Below are 21,506 nucleotides of genomic sequence, written 5' to 3' on the forward strand. Positions count from 1 at the left end.
CGGCGCCTTGACGTCTCCATTTGGAGACACTTCCGGGACATCCCACTACGCGGTAACAAGTCGATCGAGGTGAAACGAGAAGAATTCCGATGGTTCAGGCGTTTTCACCAATCGAGCAAATGTCTCCATTCGTGGAATAATCGTCTCCAAATGTGGACTTTCCGGATTTCAGCATGATGAACGACGATGCGCGCAACGCGCCGGGTCTCGATAGACAGCACGACCTGCTCTCCGATTACGAGTTCGTTCGCAAGCAGGCCATGCAATCGCTGTTCGAAACGCTGGATCATTCCAGCGAGGGCACCGTCGTGGTGGACGGCGATGCGCGAATCGTATGGATCAACCGGGGCTACGCGGCGCGGTTCGGATTCAGCAATCCGGATGCCGTGATCGGACTCGACTGCGAGGACGTCATCCCCAACAGTCTGATGCGCGAGGTGGTGTCCACCGGACGGCCGATTCTGCTCGACATTCTCGAGACCGGACACGAGCCGCTGGTGGTCACGCGGCTCCCCATCCGCGACGCCCATGGCAAAACGGTCGGCGCCGTGGGGTTCGCGCTGTTCGACGAACTCAAGGCGCTCACGCCCATGTTCAGCAAGTACTCGCGCTTGCAGACGGAACTGCTCGCAACGCGCCAGTCGCTCGCGCAAGCCAGGCGGGCCAAATACAGTTTTGGGAGTTTCGTGGGCACCAGCGCGGCAAGCCTGGAGACGAAGCGCCTCGGACGCCGTGCCGCGCAGCTCGACTCGCCGGTGCTGCTGCTCGGCGAGACCGGTACGGGCAAGGAATTGCTCGCGCACGCCATCCATGGTGCTTCCGCGCGGGCCGACAAACCCCTTGTCACGGTCAACGTGGCAGCCATTCCCGACGCCTTGCTCGAAGTCGAATTCTTCGGCGCGGCAGCGGGCGCCTATACCGGCGCCGACCGGAAAGGCCGCACCGGCAAGTTCGAGCTGGCCCAGGGGGGAACGCTCTTTCTCGATGAAATCGGCGACATGCCGCTACCGCTGCAGGGCAAGCTGTTGCGCGTGCTTCAGGAACGGGAGTTCGAGCCGATCGGATCGAACCGGATGGTGCATACGGACGTGCGCATCATCGCCGCCACCTCCGCCGATCTTCCGAATCTCGTGGCGCAAGGGCGCTTTCGCGCCGACTTGTACTACCGGTTGAATGTCCTGACGATTCGCGTGCCGCCACTGCGCGAACGGCCGTCGGATATCGAGGCCATGGCGTACGCGATTCTCGACAAGCTGAGCGCCTACCGCGACGCCGGTCATCTGGAACTGGACGAAGGCGCCATCGACTGCCTTCGCGCCTACCGCTGGCCCGGCAACGTCCGGGAGTTGCACAACACGCTCGAGCGCGTTGCCCTGCTCTCGGAAAGCGAGCGCATCGACGCGCGCTCGCTTTCCCGCTTCATCGGCGAGGGCATGGGCGACGGCGAGGCTAACCACCCGACCGGTGGCGCCGGCACTGCCGCTTTCGCCGTCCCGTCCGATAACAAAACCGCCGACGACGCGAATGCCCAGCGCTATGACGACGCCATGCGGGCGTTCGAGCGTCAATTGCTGACACAAGCGCTGCGCGCCGCCGGGGGCCGGGTTGCCGACGCCGCCGCGCGGCTCGATATCGGACGTGCCACCCTTTACAAGAAGATGGCCGCACTGGGCATCACGGCGCGCGAGTAACGCGCATGGGATCGACAGGCCGCGCAAACGCAATACTGCCCGATTTTTTCTCGTCAGTTGCCGCGTAGCCGGGCGATCGGCCATAATCGACCATTGCCTGTCAGAAGTCACAGGGCAACTGCGCTGGTTCGGGGCACAACTTATAACAAGCGAATTGCGACGCAAATGGCAGCCGTAATCACGAAATACGTCAGGGACGGGATCACGTATTACGAAATTCGGGGGGCTCTGCCCGACGGGAAACGCTACCGCGACCGGGTGGGTTTCAGCGAGGGCGAAATGAGATTCCGGGCACTCGTTGCGAGGCGCATCGTATTGATGCGCAACGATTACCTCTCCGAAATCAAACGCGTCGGCGACGAAATCAAAAATGCCAGGCCAACGCCCGGCTGGATGAGCCAACTGATTTTCTAGCGAACGCTACCCACACCATCGCTGCGCCCAGACTCGTGCCGGCCGGTTGAGCGGGCGGTTCCCCGTGGATGTTGCGCGACCGGCACGCCAACCGTGCAAGCGGCGCTCGGCACTTGGCGCGCGAGGGGCGACGCGCGCCCCGCCCCGATCACTCCAGCTTGAAGCTGAGCTTCGCGGTGATCCGAAAATTGACGATCTTTCCGTTGTCCACTTCGGCCGAAAGATCCTTGATGTAGATCGATTTGACGTCGCGAAGCGATTTCTGCGCCTCCTTGACCGCATTCCCGGCGGCGTCCTCCCAGCTTTTCGGCGATTCCGAGAGCACTTCGATAACCTTGACGACTTTGGACATGGTTGCCTCCTGTCTGAATTCGCGGACGGGCGTCGCCGAGCGAAATCGGGCCGCCCTCGACAAGCGTGGCATGCCGCAGCCAGTCGACGTTGACCGACGTCAAACGAATTCCGTTGCGCTCACGATGCATCGCGCTGACGCGGGCAGGTGCGGGCGCTCCCCTCATCCGGTTGGGGGAGCGGTCTGACGTAGATCAAAGGCACTCGCCATGAACGACGGATATGGCGGGCCTGCGGCTAAGTTGAAATTTCGACAGACCGACATGGAGCGAACGCGATGACGCCCGCCCGGATATCCGAAAAACGAACACCCGTCGAGGTTGAGATCAACGGCAACCATTATGTGGGGCACTACCGCGTGGTGAATGGCTCGGTCATCGCCTACGTGGGGGACGAGTGCGTTTTTGCGTCGTACGACATGAATACGCCCGAGGCGGTCGCACGGTGGCTCATCTCCGACATATGCCGCAAGCAGCAAAAGAGGGAAAAAAGGCCCCGATCACGGTGACACGCGACGTCGCGCCGCCCCGCAAGGCGCCGCCAGCGGAAGCGCCGGCATTCGCGACGGCCTCGCGGGCCGCGTCCGCGTGTCGATCGTCGACGTTCTCCGAGCTGGCCTCAACGTTGGTACGGTGCGGCGGCGTTCAGGCGACACGCATCGTGGCGGCCGGCGCCGCGGAAGACTTGCACCAGTTTCGCGTGACGATGCGTCGCTTGCGCGCGCTTTGGTGGACCTATCGTCCGTTGCTGGATCGCCGGCAATACGCGCGGCATCGCGCGCTGTTCAAGGGCCTCGGGGACATCGCCGGCCAGGTGCGAAACTACGACGTCCTGTCTTCATTGCTCGCGTGCGTCGCACACGACGCACCGCTGCCGGAAAACATTGCCCGCGAGCGCGCGCTCGCATTGGCGCACGCGAAAACGACGATGGCGCGACGCGAAGTCATGCGGGATCTGGCCAATACCAGCGCGCAAGCGGTGCAGTCCCTGCGCCCCTTGCCAAAGTGCGCGCAGAGCGAAGACGCGTTCGTCTCGCTGCGCATCGCCGTTGCAAGAAAAAACATGAAACGGGAGGCGAAAAGCGCGGGACACGCGCCAGGACGCAGCCGGCTGGAGCAACTCCATGAGCTTCGAAAGCGCGGGAAGACCGTGAGGTATCTGCTCGAATTGTTCGAACACGGCAACGCCGCCGACAATCGGCATCTCAAACAACTCGGCCGGTTGCAGGAATCGCTCGGCAAGCTTAATGACGTCGTCGCCAGCGAAGCCCTGCTGCGCAGTCGCCCTGGACTGCTCGGCGGCGAGTTGGATGCCGCAAAGTTGCGCAAGCGATTGCGATCCCTGAGAAAGCGCCATCTTCGCGCAGCGATGGCGTTGATTCGCGCATAGACAACGATGGCCAGGGCCATCGCGTGACCTCGGCCTCCGTCGACGCCCGGCACGGACGTCGCGGCGAGTGTGTTGCGGAGCGGCGCGGTGCCGCGCCGCGTCCGACGTCGCACGCTCGGATCGAGCGGTGCTGCCGCGTCACACCGGAACGCCGCTGCGCTCGCTGTTCATCACGTTGCCTTTCGGACCGCGCCGGTAAAGCCGCAGCGCGGCAAGCAGGCCACACAATGCCGCGAAACTCATCCAGTATCCCGGCGCCGCCTTGTCGTGCGTGATCTGGATCAGGTACGTGGAGATGGCGGGCGTAAAGCCACCGAACACCGCGGTCGCCAGGCTGAACGCGAGCGAGAATCCGGCCACGCGCACCTGCACGGGCATCACCTCCGTGAGGGCAGCGACCATCGCCCCGTTATACATCCCGAAGAAGAACGAGAACCACAGCAGCACGCTCAGCATGCGGGCAAAGCTCGGCGCCTGCGCCAGCCAGTCGAGCGCCGGATAGGCGGTACAGATCGCCAGAAGGGAAATGCCGATCAGCACAGGCTTGCGCCCGATCCGATCCGAGATCGCGCCGCCGATGGGCAGCCACATGAAATTCGATGCCGCGGCGAGCAAGGTCACCAGCAGGCTGTCAGACGTCGAGAGCTTGAGGACGGACTTGCCGAACGTCGGGGTATAGACGGTGATGAGATAAAACGTCGTGGTCGTCATCGCCGTGAGCATCATGCCGCCCAGGACGGTGCGCCAATGCGCGAAAAGCATCGCCACGATGTCGCGCAACGGGGGGCGATGGCCTCGTGCCTCGAAGGCGGCCGTCTCCTGCAGCGAGCGGCGCAGAACAAACAGCAGCGGCACGATGGCGCATCCGACGAAGAACGGAACCCGCCAGCCCCACGCCGCGATCTGTTGCCCGGTAAGCCACTGATTCAAGCCGTAGCCGATCGCCGCGGCCATCACGATGGCGACTTGCTGGCTCGCGGACTGCCAGCTCGTATAGAACCCCTTGCGGCCCGGCGTCGCCATCTCGGCGAGATAAACGGACACGCCGCCGAGCTCGGCCCCCGCCGAGAAGCCCTGCAAAAGCCGGCCCAACAGCACCAGTGCCGGCGCCAGCAAACCGATGCGCTCGTACCCGGGAACGCACGCAATGAGTATGGTGCCGCTTGCCATGATCGACAGCGTCACGATCAAGCCCTGGCGTCGCCCCACCTTGTCGATATAGGCGCCGAGGAAGATGGCGCCCAGTGGCCGCATGAGAAATCCCGCGCCGAACACGGCGAAGGTGAGCATGAGCGATGCGTATTCGCTGGTCGCCGGAAAGAATATCTTCGAGATCGACGTGGCGTAAAAGCCGAACAGGAAGAAATCGAACTGCTCGATGAAGTTGCCGCTCGTCACGCGCAGCACAGCGGCCGCCCGGTTCGCGCGGCGACCGCCGGCGCTCGCCGCAATGGATTCGGTGGGGTTCATGGTTGTCTCCAGGTTATTGTGTGGGCACCGGCGCTGCGTGAGCGCCGGGCCATCGCTATTCCGAGCCCAGGCTCAGGGTGTTGCGCTGCCGCCTCTCGATGGACGACTTGAGCAATGCCGCACTGCGAAAGATTCCGTGGGCGAACTTCCCGTAAGGCAGCGTTGCGAACAGCGCCATGACGATGCCCAGGTGAAGCGCGAGCAACGTCGGCATCGCGGCGGTTGTCCGGCACGCGAGCAATCCGAGGCCCGACGCGCTGGTCAACAGCAGGAGCGCGATGAAGCCACGATCCATCGGGCGCTGGCGCGTGTCGGTGCGCGCGGGATCGCGCCGGACGTTCAGCCACAGCAGCCCCGTCGGCCCCACGATGAGCCCGGCGCCACCGAGCACGCCCAGCACCACGGGAACGCTCAGGACCGGATACGGGGCCTCGAGGCCAAATGCATAGTGATAGAGCGTTGCCACGACGGTCGCGCCAAAGCACAGCATGAAGCCGTAAAAGGTCAGGTGATGGAAGCGGCGCCGCGCGAGCGTGAAGGCGTCGTCCGCTTCGTTGCAGCCCTCGCCGTGGCCGCCGTCGAGATACTTGAGCGTCAGCGCGTGACGGGCGGCCTCGCTCACCGCGGGCACGCTTGCCGTCCCCGGCGCAACGTCGCGCCAGAACCGCCGAACGCCAATACCCAATGCGAGCGCGGCGAACAGGAACACCGCCCCGAACATCACGGCGAGCAGGTTGTGCGGAAAGATCGCATAGAAGTCCGCAGGCGCGGCGCTCCGCGCAAGGCCGCCGCCCAGTCCCAGGCCCAGCAGCAGGAACAGCGAGATGCCGGCCGCCAGCGCGATGGACAACGTCACCCCATTGCGCCGGTACAACGCGCCGAACGCTGCGGGAAACGCGTACTCGGAATAGGTCTCGAGGCGCACTTGAGCCATCGCCTTGGGCACGTTGACGGCGAACTCATGGGGCGGCGCGTACTGGCACGCGTGATAACAGGCACCGCAGTTGTGGCAAAGATTGGCGAGGTAGTGCACATCTGCCTTGGCGAATTCGAGGCGGCGCGTCATTGCCGGGAATACGGCGCAAAAACCCTCGCAATAGCGGCAGGCGTTGCAGATCTGCATCTGACGCGCGACTTCCGCCTCGCCTGGATTAAGCGCGACGATGGGAATCACGCGCGCGGCCTTGCCTCGTGCGCCCGCGCCGGCGGGCTTCGAAACGAGCGGCGCCAACGAAGGGCCTTGCTCGGAGGGGATTGCGTCAGACTTCTGCACTGCGAAACTCCGTGTTCTTGAGGGCGGCGCGGGCGGCCTGCGTTCCGGCGATTCGCCCGAAAGCCGTTCCGATCGACATGCCGACGCCTGCCGTATAGCCCTTGCCGAGTACGTTGCCAGCCATCATTTCGCCGGCAACGAACAGGTTGTCGCTCGGCGCGCCGCCGAAATGCACCTGCGCGCGGTCGTTGGTCTTCAGGCCGAGGTAGGTGAAGGTGATACCGGGGCGCAACGCGTAGCCGTAGAACGGCGGCGTATCGATCCGGCGCGCCCAGTGTGTCTTGGGCGGCGTGAGGCCTTCCGTATGGCAGTCGTCGAGAGCGGTGTGATCGAACGTGCCGACCCGGCAGGCCTGGTTGTAGCGTGCGATGGTGTCCACGAACGGCCCCTCGGGCAGCTGAAGCTTGCGCGCCAGCGCTTCGAGCGAGTCGGCGCGCTCGCCCGGGAAGACCGGCGGCATGAAGCGTCCGATCGCCTTGGCGTCGATGATGGAGTAGCCGATCTGCCCCGGCTGGAGCGCGACGAGCCGACCCCAGATCGCATAGCGCTTGGGCCAGAAGTCCTCGCCCTCGTCGTAGAACCGATCACCGTCCCGATTCACGACGACGCCCAGCGACACGCAATCGATGCGCGTGCAAATGCCGCCGTCGTATAGCGGGGCGCGCGCATCGATCGCAACGCAGTGCGACTGCGACGGATCGCCGATCATGTCGGCGCCGGTATCCATCAGGTGCTTGAGCAGCACCCCCTTGTTGAAGCGCGTGCCACGAATCAGAAAGTTATCGGCAGGCCATTCGCCGCGCGCGTTCTGGCCCCAGGCGTCTCGCAGCCACTCGCGATTCGACTCGAATCCACCGGCGGCCAGCACGCAGGCGCGCGCGGCAAACCGCTTGTTGCCGCTGCGCGCCGCCACGAAGCGGTCGCCATCGAGCTCGAGCGAATCGACCGGCGTGTCGTAGCGGATGTCCACGCCGAGGGCTTCCGCACTGCGGTAGTAGGCATTGACGAGCGCCTTGCCACCGCCCATGAAGAAGGCGTTGGTGCGCGCGACGTGCAGCGCGCCGGACAGCGGCGGCTGGAAACGCACGCCGTGTTTCTGCATCCACGGACGGCACGACGACGATGCGCGGATCGTCAACCTGGCGAGATGTTCGTCGGTAAGCCCGCCGGTGACCTTCAGCAGGTCCTGCCAGAACTCCTCCTCGGGATAGGCATCGACGAGAACGTCCTGCGGGGCATCGTGCATGCAGCGCAGATTGCGCGTGTGCTGCGAGTTCCCGCCGCGCCATTCACGCGGCGCCGACTCGAGGAGCTGAACCGACGCCCCCGCCTCGCGCGCCATGAGCGCGGCGCAAAGCGCGGCGTTGCCTCCTCCGATTACCAGTACGTCGACCATTTGACTTGACTCCTTTCGCACGCATCATAGGGATGTCAAATCCGGGTCGCCAGACGTCAGGCGTCAAGGGGCCTTCACGTTTCGTGAACGGTCGGGGTACGCAGCCGCGCGCCGGGCCACCGGCCTTCGCGCACGAGTTGACGGGCCACGTCGGCAAGCACGACGCGCGCGGCGAGCCCGGCGGGCGACAGTTCATCGTCCGACACGCTGACGATCATGTTCGGCCGGGTGGCGTAGTGCTCGGCGACGGGCACGCTGGCCAGCGGCACCGGCGCTGGCCGCGCGAGCGCCGCCCCGGGTTGAATCGTCGCGCCCATGCCCGCGCAAACCATGTCCATGAGCAGTGCCAGGCCGTCGACCTCGGCGACCACGTTAGGCTCGAAGCGCGCCCGCTTGAACGCCGTGGCGAGCTGCGAGCGCAGGCCGTGCGTGCTGCTGGGCAGAATCAGCGGAAGCTTGTCGAGGTTCCTGAGCCTGACGGAGGTGCCGCTCGGCATACCGTCGAGGTCGACGGCGCCAATGAGGAACAACGGCTCGTCGAGCAGCGGCATCACGCTCCAGCGTTGCGCGGGGACCTCATGAAAAATCACGGCGAGATCGATCTGGCGCGCCCCGAGCATCGACGATAGATATCCGGAAAGACTCTCGACGATGCGCAGGCGAACGTCCGGATACCGTTCGCGCATGGACCGCGCGAAGGCGACGCCCAGCACACTCGCCGTGCTCGGCGCCAACCCAACGCTCACATGCCCCGACAGACGGGCGGAGCGCGCGGCGGATGCGGCGGCGTCGGCATGGCGCAGGGCAAGCTGCGCCTGGCGCCAGAACGCCAGGCCCGCGTCGGTGGGCACCACGCCGTTGGAGGTTCGCTGCAACAGGCGGGTCGACAGTTCGCTCTCGAGGCGGCTGATCTGCTGGCTCAGCGCAGAGGTCACGACGCCAAGTTCGAGAGCCGCTCGCCCCATGCTCCCGTGTTCGACCACGCTCACGAAATACCGCAGTTGTCTGAGTTCCATTTCACGATGGGGGACTTTGCCCGTCGGGGATTTTCGGTTGAAATCCCGCAGATATTACCTTCGTGCGCGATTCACCGATGGGTTTGGTGCGCGCTACGGCCTTCGGCCCAACGGCGATGGCTAACCTGAACGTCAGCGCATCTCGTCAGTGGCGGGCGGGGCCCGATTCCCGCCCATCGGCAACCGTGCGGGCGCCCGGCGAGCGCGACACAATGGCGCGCTCGATCAGTTCGACAACGCCATCGAGCGCCCGCGCCGGGTCCAGCCCGCTGTGGCGCATTGCAATTGCACGTGCGGCCTCGCGAAACGTCTGCGTCGCCAACATCGTCCGCAGGACGGGTCCAAAGTGTTCGGTCACGTGGGCCGGCAGAATGCCCAATCCGGCACCGGCATTGGCGACGTTTTCGGTCACGCGAAGCTGTTCGATATGCATTGGCAACGCCAACATCGGAACACCGGCGAGCAGGCACGCCAACGCCGTGCCATGCCCACCGTGGGTGATGGCCAGATCACAGCTGCCGAGCAGTGCGTCGATCCTTACCGGCTGATCGTAAATGCGCAGGGTTCGGTACCGCGCCGCCTGCGCCGGGCGAACGTCCGGCAACGTGGCGATGACTTCGGCACCGGCGTCGTCCAACAAACGCAAGACAGCGTCGAGGTACGGCGAGGCGCGCAGATAGACAAACACGCGCGGCACATCGTCACGCTTCCATTCGACAGGTTCACCATGGGATTCCGGAGCAGGCATTGCGCCAATGAACATCGCGTCCGGCGAACGCATCCCATCGTAGTGATCCAGCGCCGGGATACTGAGCAGGCGAGTTTCGTTCGCCCTGAAGCATTCATCGAGCGGGTATGGACCTCCGAACACCTGCTGCACCGCGAGCGCCACTCGATGCCCCGTTTGCACGACCTCATCCTTCATCGCCGAATCCCACGGGCGAAAGTTCGGCGCGGGCGCCAGCGTCGGCGCAATCGTGAAACCGGTGCCGAGGTGCACGGTAGGAACGCCAATGCGATTTGCCGCCAACAATGCAAACGGCGCATGTTCGACAAGCACGAGGTCGGGCTGGAGTACATCGAAGAGATGACGCCACGCGCCCACCATTCCTGCGAGATGCGTTGCGTGAGCCGCGCCACACGCGGCAAGAATATCGGTGTGAGAAGCGACATCGCGCCCCAGTGGCGGGACGCCTTGGGCGACCGGCGCGGCGAACCACCGCAACCCCAGCGGTGCCAGGTATCGATGCGCCTGCGCCACGTCTCGTATTCCGAACGAGACGTCGTGACCGAGCGACCGCAACCGCTGCGCGACCGGCAGCAAGTTCCAAAGATGCCCGAGATTCTCGCCAAGCTCCCAGGCGATGACGATACGGCTCATGTTCCCCTCTCGTTATACATTCGCCCGCCGGATGCCGCGCACTTGTCGGCCAACGCGCGCCCTTCGTCCAACCGCGGGTTTACTCGCAAAACTGCAGAACAAGCGCAGGCAATTAACCTGTCGACGATGAATAACGCTTCGCCATCGTAACAATATTCAAACGCGACGGAATCATTTCCGCAGATCTGTCACTCATGAGCAAGCCAACAACGATTGGCACGGAAAAGACGTGGTGAACTCGCGACTTTCATAGCGAGAACGGGGTCATCTGAATGCGGCGCAATCCTTGCGGTGAGCGCTCATCAGGTGTTTGCCGTCTCGTCCGTTGCGCGAAGTCTCTCCGCGTTATCCCCATTACGCGAGAGACCATGATCCAATCACCATCGCTTCCGAAGCAGACGCGATTGTCCGCCGCCGTGACAGCCGCATTTGCAACCATGGCCGTTCTGTTCTCCGAGCCATCGGCCGCACAAACCACCATCAACTCACCGGTCGGCCCGCAGACCTGGGCGTCCGGGACGTTGAGCATCACGACGACCGGCAGCGTCATCAACGCCGATACCAGCAACGGGTCCGGTATCGAAGCGACCGGCCCGGAACTCGGCACCCTGATTAACGACGGCACCGTTTCTGGCTACGTTTCAGCGCTCAACGCCGGCCTGGGGTCTTCAATTTCCGCCATCGAGAACGGCCGCACCGGTGTTTTCAAGTCATCGATGTTCTTCGGTGCCATCTGGAACCAGGGAAACATCGGACGGGTGTCGAACGACGGCGTGATGAATGGCGAAATCGGCGTGTCCAACGACAAACTGGCGAGCATCGGTCTGATCGCCAATGGCGCGAATGGCCTCATCACCGGGAGCTTCTCGGCAGTGCTCAACGATGGGACGATCATGCAGATCGTGAATGCCGGCAACATCATCGGCGCCAACGCGGGCATCGACAACTACGCCGACGGCACCATCGGAACCCTGACGAATACCGGCGTCATTCACGGGAATCGTGTCGGCGTCGATAACAGCGGACGTATTGAGCAGCTGCAAAATCACGCCGACATCAACGGCCAGACCGCCGTCGAGGTCAACGGGACCATCACATCACTGGTGAACGCCGGAAATCTTCGTGGGAACGATAATTTCAGCTCGATGGGTATGGCGATTTCGTACGGCGGCACGATCGGATCGCTGATCAACAGCGGCACCATTTCGGGCACGGTCGAAGGCACGCCAAACGCGAGCGGCGTGGGCATCTACGCACAAAACGGCAGCATCGGGTCGCTGACCAATAATGGGATCATCACGGGCAGTACCTACGCATTGAATTTCCGTGACGGTTGGGAGGTGAACGGCATTACGAATTCGGGGACCATTGCGGGAGACATCTATACCAGAGGCGGTCGCGGCCCGGGCCTTCGCATCGGAGGCGGCGCCGGGACTGTATACGGCACCCTCACCGGTCTCGGTGGCGCTATGGGCCAGATACTCAGCGATCAGGATGTCGAATTCACGAATGGCAATCTCGTTCTGAACGACCACATCGACGTTGGCTCGGCGGTTGTGACCAACACCGCAGCCAGGCTTCAGATCAACAATGCGGTTCGAATCACGGGCAACTTCCATCAGGCAAGCACGGGAACGTTGCAAATAGGGGTGTCGGATACCGCGACCGCCCGGGGAAACCCCGTGGATGACAGTGGTTACGGCCGACTGATCGTCTCGGGAAGCGCCGTGCTTGCGGCGGGCTCGTCTGTCACGCTTCAGCCGCTTGGCGCCTACGCCTTCGCATCCGGCCAACGCTTTGTTGTTGTCGACGCCTCATTGACCGGGACCCAGTACAACGAAGCGGCATTGCGGTATGCCGCAATTGGCTCGGGTCTTAAAGTCACCGGTGCATCGGTGACCACAACCGAGCGGAACTATCTGGTGCTGTCCCTGCACGCGCCGACGATTCTCACGTCGCCCCCTCCTCAGCCCTCCGCCCCACCGGCAATTCCGGGCATCAACAACTACACGGGCGTCGACGATCCGGGACTTCTCAATCTTTTCAATGCCACCAAGGCGCTGGAGCCGGCTGACCACAAGCAGGCCGCGCGTCAGCTCGGACCGCTCATGCAGGTCACCGCCAGCCGGGCCGCCGCGGCTCCGACGATGGACGCCCTGAACATCATTTCGGCGCGCGTCAATTCACTCAGAGAGTTCGCCACATCCCCTTCCACGTGCGACAGTGAACCGCTGCGCGGCATGTGGGGCCAGGCGCTGGGTGGACACGCCAGTCAGGCGGATGAAGGTTCCATCGACGGTTACAGCGCCAACTTCGGCGGGGTATTGGCCGGCCTCGATTGTGCTGTCAATGAGCGCTGGCGCGTGGGTGGTGTGATCAGTTACAGCAACACCGAGATCTCCAACACGGGCTTCACCTCGGGCAGCAAGACGCGAGTGGACGGGTTCGGGCTCATTGGCTACGGCAGCTACACCGCTGACCGTTGGTACGCCAATCTATCCGGTGGCGCCGTGCAACATCGATACGGCACCGCGCGCATCATGAATTTCCCCGGTTTTACGGGAACGGCTCGCGCCGGCTTCGGTGGCACGCAATTGGTGGCCCGTGCCGAGTTCGGCTATCCATTGGCGAGCGGCCCGTTCACCGTGACGCCGATTGTGGCACTGACTTACGGCTATCTGAATCAGAACAGTTATACGGAAGACGGCGGAGACGGCTCGGCACTTGCGGTGGGTTCCACGCACACGACGTCGGTGACGACGGATCTGGCGGTGAAGTTCTCTCGAAGATTCGAGGCAGCGCAGGGCATACTCGTACCGGAGCTTCAGATCGGCTGGCGCCATCAGTACGACAACGCACAGGGGCTAACAACGTCGAGCTTCGCCGCGGACCCCATCGGGGAAACGGCATTTACCACGTCAGGCCCACGCCCGACCACCAACTCCGCCCTCCTCACTGCCGGCATCTCGCTTCTGCGCCGGAACGACCTGACGCTGACGTTGCGCTATGACCTGCAGGCCGCTGCGGGTTTCCTGTCTCAGGCCGGCAGTCTGCGTGTGAGAAAGATGTTTTGACGGCAGCCGTGACGGTGTACTCGAGCGCCGAGCAGACCTTCGAATTCGGCACGCTTTCGCGCCCGCATCGTTTTCATCGACAAAAACAAGCGTCGAGGTCATTGCCGGCAACAGGATACTCACAGATCGACTATCGCGGATGCCGAATCAAATGACTGCCTCATGGCAATGTCCAACCATCGGAAAACGAGACTTTATTCATCTCACCTGACTCTGATAAATATTTAATAATGCTGACTATCTAGTCTCGACAAGATGGAAATCGCCCGGCGATTGGGGGAGGAAGACGGTGTCAGCCAAAATGAAATCAGCCCAAGTGCGCGCCGCCGGCGGCAAGCGGCAGATGGTGACCGCGGTCGTGGCCGCGATGCTGCCTTCCGCCCAGGCGCTGGCGCAATGCGCCCCGGCGCCGGCGTCCGTCAGCTTGTCGTCCGGGAGTTGCACCGATACGGCGTTCACCGCGCGAGAAAGCGCGGGCGCCGCCCCGGTCGTGGACGTCTCCGGCACAGGCGTCTATAGCGGCACGTCCGTCAGTCTGACGGCCACCGGCACAGGCTTGGGCGTACACGCGACCGGCAGTGGAACGGTCACCCTCGACGGCACTGTGGTCGACGGTTCCACGATCGAAACGCAGGGCGCCAGCGCGCATGGCCTCCTTGCCGACGGCGGCGGCCGGATCAGCGGAAGCTATACGTCCGTCTACACGAACGGGGCCGGCGCCAACGGCGTCGGTGCCGTCGATGCGGGCAGCGAGATCACGCTCACCGACAGTGCCGTGAACACGAGCGGCGACAGCGCGTACGGCGCGTATGCGGCAAATGGCGGGTCCGTCATCTTCACGCGCACCAACATCACGACGGCAGGCGCGGGCGCCTCGGCAGTCTTCACGGATGCCGGTGGCGCGATCACGCTCAACAGCCTGAACACGTTCAGCTATGGCGACAACACCCCGGGCGCAGCCGCGTCGGGCGCCGGCAGCCATCTCGGCCTGAACGGCACCTATATCAATGTCCTCGGCAATGGCAGCGCGGGACTCTTCGCCACCGCTGGCGGCGCGATCGCCATGAGCGGCGGCGCCATTGCGTCCGGGGACTATTACGGCGGCACAGTCATCGCCAACTCCCCGGGCATGCTCGCCCGGGGCACGGGCAGCAGCATCGTCGCCACCAGTGGCGCGAGTTCCGCCACCTATGGCGCGAACAGCCCGGGCATATGGGCCGACGCCGGAGGGAAGATCGACTTCTCGGGCTATGGCGTTTTCACCTACCAACCCGACTCGCCGGGCGCGCAGTCCAGCAGCGGCGGCGCCATCACGCTGACGAACACCATCGTCCGTACGTCGGGGCCTTCGAGCGCGGGCTTGCTGGTTCGAGACGGCGCCACGGTGCTTGCGACGGGCACGGAGATCACCACCGGATATCGCGTCGGCGGCAGCGCACCACCGGTCCTTCAGTTCCCCGACGCACAGATTGGCCTGCAAGCGCATGGTGTGAACGTCCTGGGTCAAGGCAGTCAGTGGCTGGGACAAAACAACGCCGTGACCACAAACGGCGACGGCGCCGTTGGCGTCTGGAGCGGCCAGGGAGGTGTGGCGCGCGTGACCGGTGGCACCATCACGACTCACGGCGCCGATACCAGCGCGCTCGGCGGCGCCGACGCCGTTCGCGCCACCGACAGCGGCAGCCTCGTCGACCTGACCGGTACCCGGATCAGCACCACCAACGTCAAGGCCGTCGGCCTGCACGCATCGGCTGGAGGAAGCATCGCCGCCACCGGCGCTGCCGTGGCCACGCAGGGGCAAAGCGCCTTCGGTGCCCAGGCACAGGATGCGGGCAGCGTCGTCACGCTCGACCGTACCACCATTACCACGGCGGGCAAGGCGGCCAATGCCATCCAGGCCGGCAATGCAGGCCGAGTGCAATTGACGGGTAGTTCGGTCGCGACCACCGGAGGGGCAGCGCATGGACTCGCCGCCATCGACGGCGGCACATTGTCGGCCACGGCAACGAGCGTTGCCGTGAGCGGCAACGGATCGGCGGCGATCTATCTCGCCGGCGGCGCCCCGAGCGCGATTTCGATCAGCGGCGGCAGCCTGAGTGCGACCGGCGGCGCCATCGTCCTCGCCCAGGGCGGCACCGGAAGCGTCTCCCTCAGCGGCGTGACTTCAATTGTCCCGGCGACCGTCAACGGCCGACAACTGCTGGCGATGGTGACCGAAGGCACCAGCGGCGCCCCATCGAACCTGACGCTCGACATCGTCGATACGCCCTCCGTCTCCGGCGATATCGTTGTCGATCCCTCCACCCTCACCTATCGCCTCGGCAACAGCCGCTGGGTTGGCGATCTGGTGCTGAGCGGCCCGGGCAATACGGCCAGTGCGAGCTTTTCCACATCCCAGTGGACCGGAAACCTGCTGGCCGACGCGGGCAACACAGCGAACGTTTCGCTGCAGAACAGTCTCTGGACGGGCCTGGCGCGCAACGCCACCAACGTCGTGATCGATGGCGCCAGCGTATGGAATGTCACGGGAGATTCCAACGCGATTGGCACCGTGACCAACGCGGGGCTGATCCAGTTCGTGGCCCGGACGGGATCGTACAGCACCCTGACGGTCGGCAGCTACGCCGGCGGCGCCGGTAGCCGCATCGGCTTCAACACGTATCTCGGTGCCGACAATTCGCCGACCAATCTTCTCGTGGTCAACGGCGGACAGGCCAGCGGCACCAGCACACTGCTGGTGAATAACGCCGGGGGCCCCGGCGCCCAAACGACGGCGGACGGCATCCGACTGGTGCAGGTGACCGGCGGTGGCGCCTCCGCAACGAATGCCTTTACGCTCGGCCAACGCGTTGCCGCCGGGGCGTACGAGTACCAGCTCTTTCGCGGTGGCAGTACTGGCGCGAACGACTGGTTCCTGCGCTCGAATCTCATCGAAGCGCCGAGCACGCCGTCGGCGCCCACCACGGAAGTTCCGCTCTATCGTCCCGAGGTTGCGCTTTACGTGCCGGTGCCGGCGCTCGCGCGGCAAATGGGACTCGCCACGCTCGGCACCCTGCATGAACGGGTGGGCGACGAAGAGGATCTGCGCGGCACTTCGCAAGGCCGCGACTACGGCAACCTTGGCTGGGCGCGCGTGTTCGGCGCGCGCGTGAGCAACCGGTGGACGGGCGACGTCGATGCCAAGGCGGCCGGCAATCAGACCGGGGTGCAGGCCGGCGTCGACCTGTTCCGGCGCACCACGGACAGCGGGCACCGCGACCATGTCGGCGTGTACGTCGCCTATACCGACTACAGCGCCACATCGGTGCAAGGCTTCGCGCTCGGCACGCAGGATCTGGCCGTCGGGAAGCTCTCGATGAGCGGGCCATCGCTCGGCGCGTACTGGACACATTTCGGCCCGAGCGGCTCGTATACCGACGCCGTCCTTCAGACGAGCTGGTACGACATCAAGGCCCGGTCGAATTACGGTGCCGAAGTGTCGCCGCATGCCACCGGGTTCGCCGCCTCGCTCGAGACCGGGTATCCGATGCGATTTGGCGACGAAGGGCAATGGCAGTGGGAGCCGCAGGCGCAGCTCATCTGGCAGGGTGTGTCGGTGAATCAGGCGCGTGACCCCTATTCCAGCGTGGACTGGGATTCGGGGAACGCCGTGACGGGACGGCTGGGCGTTCGCCTGCAACGCACGGCCCGGGACATGCGTGGCACGCTCTGGCAACCCTACGCAAGGTTGAACCTGTGGCATGCCTTCGCCGGCAGCGACCAGGCGACCTTCGGAACGAACGCCCCCATTACGAGCCGCTTCGGCGACACGGCGCTGGAGATCGGCGCTGGCGTGACGGCGCGCGTCAACGCCAACACGAGCTTTTACGGTCAGGCGAGTTACCGCGTGTCGCTGGACGACAGCCGCTCGCGGCAATCGGCCGTCCAAGGCATTGTCGGCGTTCGGTTCAACTGGTGAGATGCTCACGTGTTTCGCGCTGGCGGACGCCGGTGCGCGAGACGTTGGACCGCCCGCCCCCGACGGCTTCGTCGAGCGTCAGTCTACTGACACCACCACCATCCGGGACTGGGCCTGCCCTGAACGCATTCGCGACTTTTGCCGAATTTACGGTGTGCCTCTGTAACGCGCTGCCGGCGGCAAATACGCCTTCAGGTACACGGTACATCCCCGTTCTCCGGCAACGACGCTCGCCATGTCGCCGCAAGGCAGTCGAATCCAGCTTTCGGCCGCGCAGCATTCGTCATCCACGTGAAGTTCGCCGCGCAAGACCAGCATCTCGACCAGCCAGCCTCGAGGATCGGGTCTGAGCAGCGGGATGGCCGCGCACGCATCCACGCGCATGAGCCGTGCATGCTCGGTGCCGTCTTCAAACAGGTGACAAACGGCCAGCTCCGATGACGTCTGCCACCGTCGGCTGTCGTTCGTGTCGATGCGGACTTTCGGCCCGCTGCCGGATGTCATCTGCCGGAGCTTCACGAAGATCGTGGCCCCCGGCGCACTGGAGGGCTCGTGAGCCGACCCGGGCGGATTGCGCATGTACCAGCCCGCCGGGTAATGCTCGTCTCCTTCTGAGAAGGTACCGGCAAGCACGAGTATTTCTTCACCGGCGGGATGGCTGTGCGCGGGAAACACCGAATCCGGCGCATATCGCACGAGACTGGTGGCACGGGCCTTCTCGGCGCCCACGCGATCGAGCATCACGCGCTCGACACCTGGTTGCGGCGAACGAGTCCATTGGTGCTGCGCCGGCGTCACGATCACCCGGCGAGAAAAATCAGCGTTAACTAACATGTCGGATCAACAAGGACTGGCGAAATCGCCGACGGTGGCCATGACCAGACCGCCACCACGAAAACAAGTCAACCTCACGTCGGCACGCCGGCTCTGGCGCGTGCCCGTTGTAGCCACACTACGCCTATCATGCCCAAGGCAACGGCAGGAAGCATCAAAGCACTCACCGTGGTCCAGCCCAGCGACGTCAGGAGGCTCCCCGACGCGAAGGATCCGATGACCATCGCGCCGAAAACGACGAAGTCGTTGACCGCTTGCACGCGAGGCGCCTCAGCGACCGAGTGACACGACAATACCATCGCCGATGCGCCAAGGAAGCCGAAGTTCCAGCCGACACCGAGCAGGACCAGCGCCAGCCAGAAGTGCCCCACCGTCATGCCACTCATGCCGACCAGCGCCGCACAACCCGTAAGTCCCAGTCCGGTCAATACCACCCGGTGCGCGCCGAATCGGGATATCAGGCGGCCGGTGAAGAAGCTGGGGGCGTACATGGCAACGACGTGGAATTCAATGCCCGAGTTGGCGTGAACACGCGGGATCCTGCACAGGTCCATCGCCAGCGGCGCCGACGTCATCATGAAATTCATCAACATGTAGCTGACGACGCCGCACAGCATCGCGACCAAAAGTCGGGGATCGCGCAGAAACTGCGAAGCCGACCGCCCGTCCCGTTCGGACGCCGCCGTGCCGAGCGTCGGCGCACCGAACGTTCCGCCCCTCAGTACTGCGGCGGAGACGACGGCGACGACAGCCGCCGCGAGATAGGTGGCGGCGTAGGCGTATGGCGGCCAGACGTTCATCGTGCTCGTAACTAGCTGCGGCCCCAGAATGCCTGCCGCTACCCCTCCGGCCAGGACGGTCGATAGCGCATTGGGCCGTTCGTGCTGAGCGACGCATTCGGCAGCGGCAAACCGGAAGGTCAGCACGACCGCGTTGTAAGCACCGCCGAAGATCATGGCGAGATTGAAAAGCGCGAACGACTGGATGACCAGAGCGGTTGCGGCAAGTCCGCCCATGAGCACGCCGCACGCATTGCCGACCAGAAATGCCGTGGCTCGCCCATGGCGCCTCGTGAGCGAGCCCACCGGCAGCGTGGACAGCGCCATGCCAAGGACAAATATCGAGATGGGCAATGTCGCGTATGCGGGGTCGGGCGAGAGCATGTTCCCGATGATCGCCGCCGTGGCATAGGCCACTGTGGAGTTCGCTCCCGCGAGGGCCTGCGCCACCGAGAGCCGGAGCACATTGCGATTGTTGGTAAGGGCAAGCATCCTGACTGATTTGTTGCGTTGAAAACGCGACCATCGCGCATCGTCGTCGCATCGGCACCGACATCAGAGCCCGCGCGTCCGAAGCGCGTGACATGACGGGCATCGGCGGCAGCGCCACCCGGCACGGCTGCGACCACGGACTCGGATGTCCCTCGACAGCAGGGAAGTGTGGAGAAAAAACGCTGTCCCGACAAACAACATTATCTGCGTCGATCGCAAACAATTTCTTTCAAAGGCGGTGTGCTTGCCGTCCCGGTCACACGTCGCCTGTCGGCTCCCGACGCACGTCAATTGACACCATGGCGCCCGCCTCCTCGAGAAGCCACTCGCGGAACGCTGCCAGCCGCGGCAGCGCTTCGCATTCGGGGCGATACACGACGTAATACGCCAGATTCGAAGGATATGAAATATCGGGAAACAGATGAATCAGACGCCCCGATGCCACGTCATCCCTCGCGAGCACACTGCGTGCCAGCGCGACGCCGTGCCCGTCGATGGCCGCTTGCAGGACGGCCGCCGAATTGTTGATGGTCAGTCCGGTCCGTTGTGGGGGGGCATCGTCGCCCGTCACCGCTTCGAGCCACGTGCTCCACGTCACGAACCCTGCGCGACTGTCCACCGAAAGATCGTGGATAAGGGTGGCGTCACGCAAGGCGAAGGGAGAATCGAGTTCCGGATGTCGACGCAGATAGTCCGGCGAGCACACGGGGAAAACCTCTTCTTCCAGAAGCATTTCGGCCGACAGATCGGGCCAGTTGCCAGCGCCGTAGCGCACGCCGATGTCGATACCCTGCGCGGCGAAATCGACGAGTTTGAGGTTCGTGTCGAGTCGCACTTCCGTATCCGGCCACGCCGCCTGGAACCCATGGATTCGCGGCAGCAGCCACTTGGCCGCAAATGCAGGACTCACCGTGACGGTGAGCACGCCCGTCGCGGCGCCCTCCCTGAGTTTCGAAAGCCCGAGACCCAGCCGGTCGAAGCCGGCGCGAATATCGGGCAAGGCGCGCAGCGCCGCCTCGGTTGGCACCAGACGGGCCTTCCCGGTGCCACGAGTAAATACCGGGGCTCCCAACCATCCCTCGAGACCGCGTACCAGTTGTCCCACGGCCGCCGGCGTCACGCTGAGTTCTTCCGCGGCTGCCGAGAAGCTCTGGTGGCGCGCACTGGCTTCGAACGCCCGCAACGCGTTGAGAAAAATGGGGGTTTTCATGTTCGAACAACATTTTCTATCAGGTGCGGGCAGAGTACCTCATTCACTGCCTGCCTGACCTGCGCCTGCGCGTTTGCGTCGCCGGCATCAACGCGGTGAGTTACCGTTCAGTTCAGCCGTCTCCAGATGGAAATCGGTACATCGCCGTTCGGGCGTGGGACCACGCGATAGCTCAGTTCGCCGCCCTTGAGTTCGAAGCTGCGCGTCTGTTGCTCCCCCTCCCAATTGGGAAAGGAGGCGTTCTGAATGTGGAACGTCAGCGCGCCCTTTGCCTGATCGACGCTGATCGTACCGGTATGCGTGCTCGACCCCATTACCGCCGCCTTGTATTCCTCCGGCGTTCCCCTGGCCTTGTCTCCAGAGACGAACTTCGGTCGCTCCGCCTTGTAGATCTGCACCGAATAATGCCCTTGCGCGTCGATCATCATGAGTCCCCTGGGCGCCGCCCCGTAATCTCGGCCGCGCGACCCGTCCGGGTGTTGAACATCGGCGGCGACCAGCGTCCACGTGCCCACGAAAGCCGGATCGATGGCCGCTGCATCGGCACGCGCGGCGGCCGAGAGCGTGCATGCCGAAATGGCTGTCACGAGCACGCTGCGTTTGAATATCGTCTGCAAGTCCATACCGTAAACCTCTCCTCGGAAGCATTCATCTGGGTGTTGGGAACGGCCCTATCGCGGGACGCACCTGCATGCGACGCGTCCCGCCGAATCGTTCTCCCGAGAAAATGGTAGCCAAACAAACCATGCAATGAATGCGATAATTCGTCATCGTGAAT

15 protein-coding genes are annotated in these 21,506 nt (G+C 64.2%); 5 read left to right on the plus strand and 10 right to left on the minus strand.

The window, feature by feature from the left end; genetic code table 11:
* Positions 1 to 173: 173 nt before the first annotated feature.
* Together LV28_RS41360 and LV28_RS41365 are read left to right on the plus strand one after the other, a co-directional pair.
* Positions 174 to 1,691, plus strand: a complete 1,518-nt coding sequence (locus LV28_RS41360) for a sigma-54 interaction domain-containing protein (protein WP_024788563.1) — start codon at positions 174 to 176, stop codon at positions 1,689 to 1,691.
* Positions 1,692 to 1,856: 165 nt separating this feature from the next.
* Complete coding sequence (locus LV28_RS41365; protein ID WP_023597049.1) at positions 1,857 to 2,105, plus strand: hypothetical protein; 249 nt, start codon at positions 1,857 to 1,859, stop codon at positions 2,103 to 2,105.
* A 148-nt stretch (positions 2,106 to 2,253) separates the two neighbouring features.
* Here LV28_RS41365 and LV28_RS41370 read toward each other — a convergent pair whose 3' ends face one another.
* Entirely contained in the window at positions 2,254 to 2,457 is a 204-nt protein-coding gene (locus tag LV28_RS41370; protein WP_023597050.1) for a dodecin family protein, read from the minus strand.
* Positions 2,458 to 2,918: 461 nt separating this feature from the next.
* Between LV28_RS41370 and LV28_RS41380 the strand changes: the two genes are divergently transcribed.
* Positions 2,919 to 3,845: a CHAD domain-containing protein gene (locus LV28_RS41380; RefSeq protein WP_080738776.1), complete on the plus strand. Its 927-nt coding sequence runs from the start codon at positions 2,919 to 2,921 to the stop codon at positions 3,843 to 3,845.
* A 138-nt stretch (positions 3,846 to 3,983) separates the two neighbouring features.
* On the opposite strand, the gene LV28_RS41385 is transcribed toward LV28_RS41380, so the two are convergent.
* The 5 genes from LV28_RS41385 to LV28_RS41405 all read right to left on the minus strand — a co-directional run bounded on the left by LV28_RS41385 (position 3,984) and on the right by LV28_RS41405 (position 10,381).
* Positions 3,984 to 5,315 carry an MFS transporter gene (locus LV28_RS41385; protein WP_038620389.1) on the minus strand — a complete coding sequence of 444 codons (1,332 nt, stop codon included), beginning with the start codon at positions 5,313 to 5,315 and terminating at the stop codon, positions 3,984 to 3,986.
* A 55-nt stretch (positions 5,316 to 5,370) separates the two neighbouring features.
* Positions 5,371 to 6,588, minus strand: coding sequence for a tricarballylate utilization 4Fe-4S protein TcuB (gene tcuB, locus LV28_RS41390; protein ID WP_038620388.1), 1,218 nt, complete (start codon positions 6,586 to 6,588; stop codon positions 5,371 to 5,373).
* Positions 6,575 to 7,984, minus strand: coding sequence for an FAD-dependent tricarballylate dehydrogenase TcuA (gene tcuA / locus LV28_RS41395; protein ID WP_023597055.1), 1,410 nt, complete (start codon positions 7,982 to 7,984; stop codon positions 6,575 to 6,577). The genes tcuB and tcuA overlap by 14 nt, the downstream gene beginning before the upstream one ends.
* A gap of 74 nt (positions 7,985 to 8,058) precedes the next feature.
* Positions 8,059 to 9,000, minus strand: a complete 942-nt coding sequence (locus LV28_RS41400; RefSeq protein WP_038620385.1) for a LysR family transcriptional regulator — start codon at positions 8,998 to 9,000, stop codon at positions 8,059 to 8,061.
* 145 nt (positions 9,001 to 9,145) lie between these two features.
* Entirely contained in the window at positions 9,146 to 10,381 is a 1,236-nt protein-coding gene (locus LV28_RS41405; protein WP_038620382.1) for a glycosyltransferase, read from the minus strand.
* Between the two features lie 368 nt (positions 10,382 to 10,749).
* On the opposite strand from LV28_RS41405, the gene LV28_RS41410 reads away from it, so the two are divergent.
* Together LV28_RS41410 and LV28_RS41415 are read left to right on the plus strand one after the other, a co-directional pair.
* A complete protein-coding gene (locus LV28_RS41410; protein WP_023597058.1) occupies positions 10,750 to 13,455 on the plus strand; it encodes an autotransporter family protein in 2,706 nt (901 codons plus the stop codon).
* A 301-nt stretch (positions 13,456 to 13,756) separates the two neighbouring features.
* Positions 13,757 to 17,413 carry an autotransporter outer membrane beta-barrel domain-containing protein gene (locus tag LV28_RS41415; protein ID WP_038620380.1) on the plus strand — a complete coding sequence of 1,219 codons (3,657 nt, stop codon included), beginning with the start codon at positions 13,757 to 13,759 and terminating at the stop codon, positions 17,411 to 17,413.
* Positions 17,414 to 17,560: 147 nt separating this feature from the next.
* Here the strand turns inward: LV28_RS41415 and LV28_RS41420 are convergent, their stop codons facing one another.
* The 4 genes from LV28_RS41420 to LV28_RS41435 form a co-directional block, all read right to left on the minus strand.
* A complete protein-coding gene (locus LV28_RS41420; protein WP_038620378.1) occupies positions 17,561 to 18,247 on the minus strand; it encodes a cupin domain-containing protein in 687 nt (228 codons plus the stop codon).
* 74 nt (positions 18,248 to 18,321) lie between these two features.
* Complete coding sequence (locus tag LV28_RS41425) at positions 18,322 to 19,518, minus strand: MFS transporter (RefSeq protein WP_023873505.1); 1,197 nt, start codon at positions 19,516 to 19,518, stop codon at positions 18,322 to 18,324.
* Positions 19,519 to 19,774: 256 nt separating this feature from the next.
* Positions 19,775 to 20,728 carry a transcriptional regulator GcvA gene (gcvA, locus tag LV28_RS41430; protein WP_023597062.1) on the minus strand — a complete coding sequence of 318 codons (954 nt, stop codon included), beginning with the start codon at positions 20,726 to 20,728 and terminating at the stop codon, positions 19,775 to 19,777.
* A 107-nt stretch (positions 20,729 to 20,835) separates the two neighbouring features.
* Positions 20,836 to 21,351 (minus strand): lipocalin-like domain-containing protein, encoded by a 516-nt coding sequence (locus tag LV28_RS41435; RefSeq protein WP_025249550.1) that lies wholly within the window; start codon positions 21,349 to 21,351, stop codon positions 20,836 to 20,838.
* Positions 21,352 to 21,506 lie beyond the last annotated feature (155 nt).

The organism is Pandoraea pnomenusa (assembly GCF_000767615.3).
Lineage (GTDB): Bacteria > Pseudomonadota > Gammaproteobacteria > Burkholderiales > Burkholderiaceae > Pandoraea > Pandoraea pnomenusa.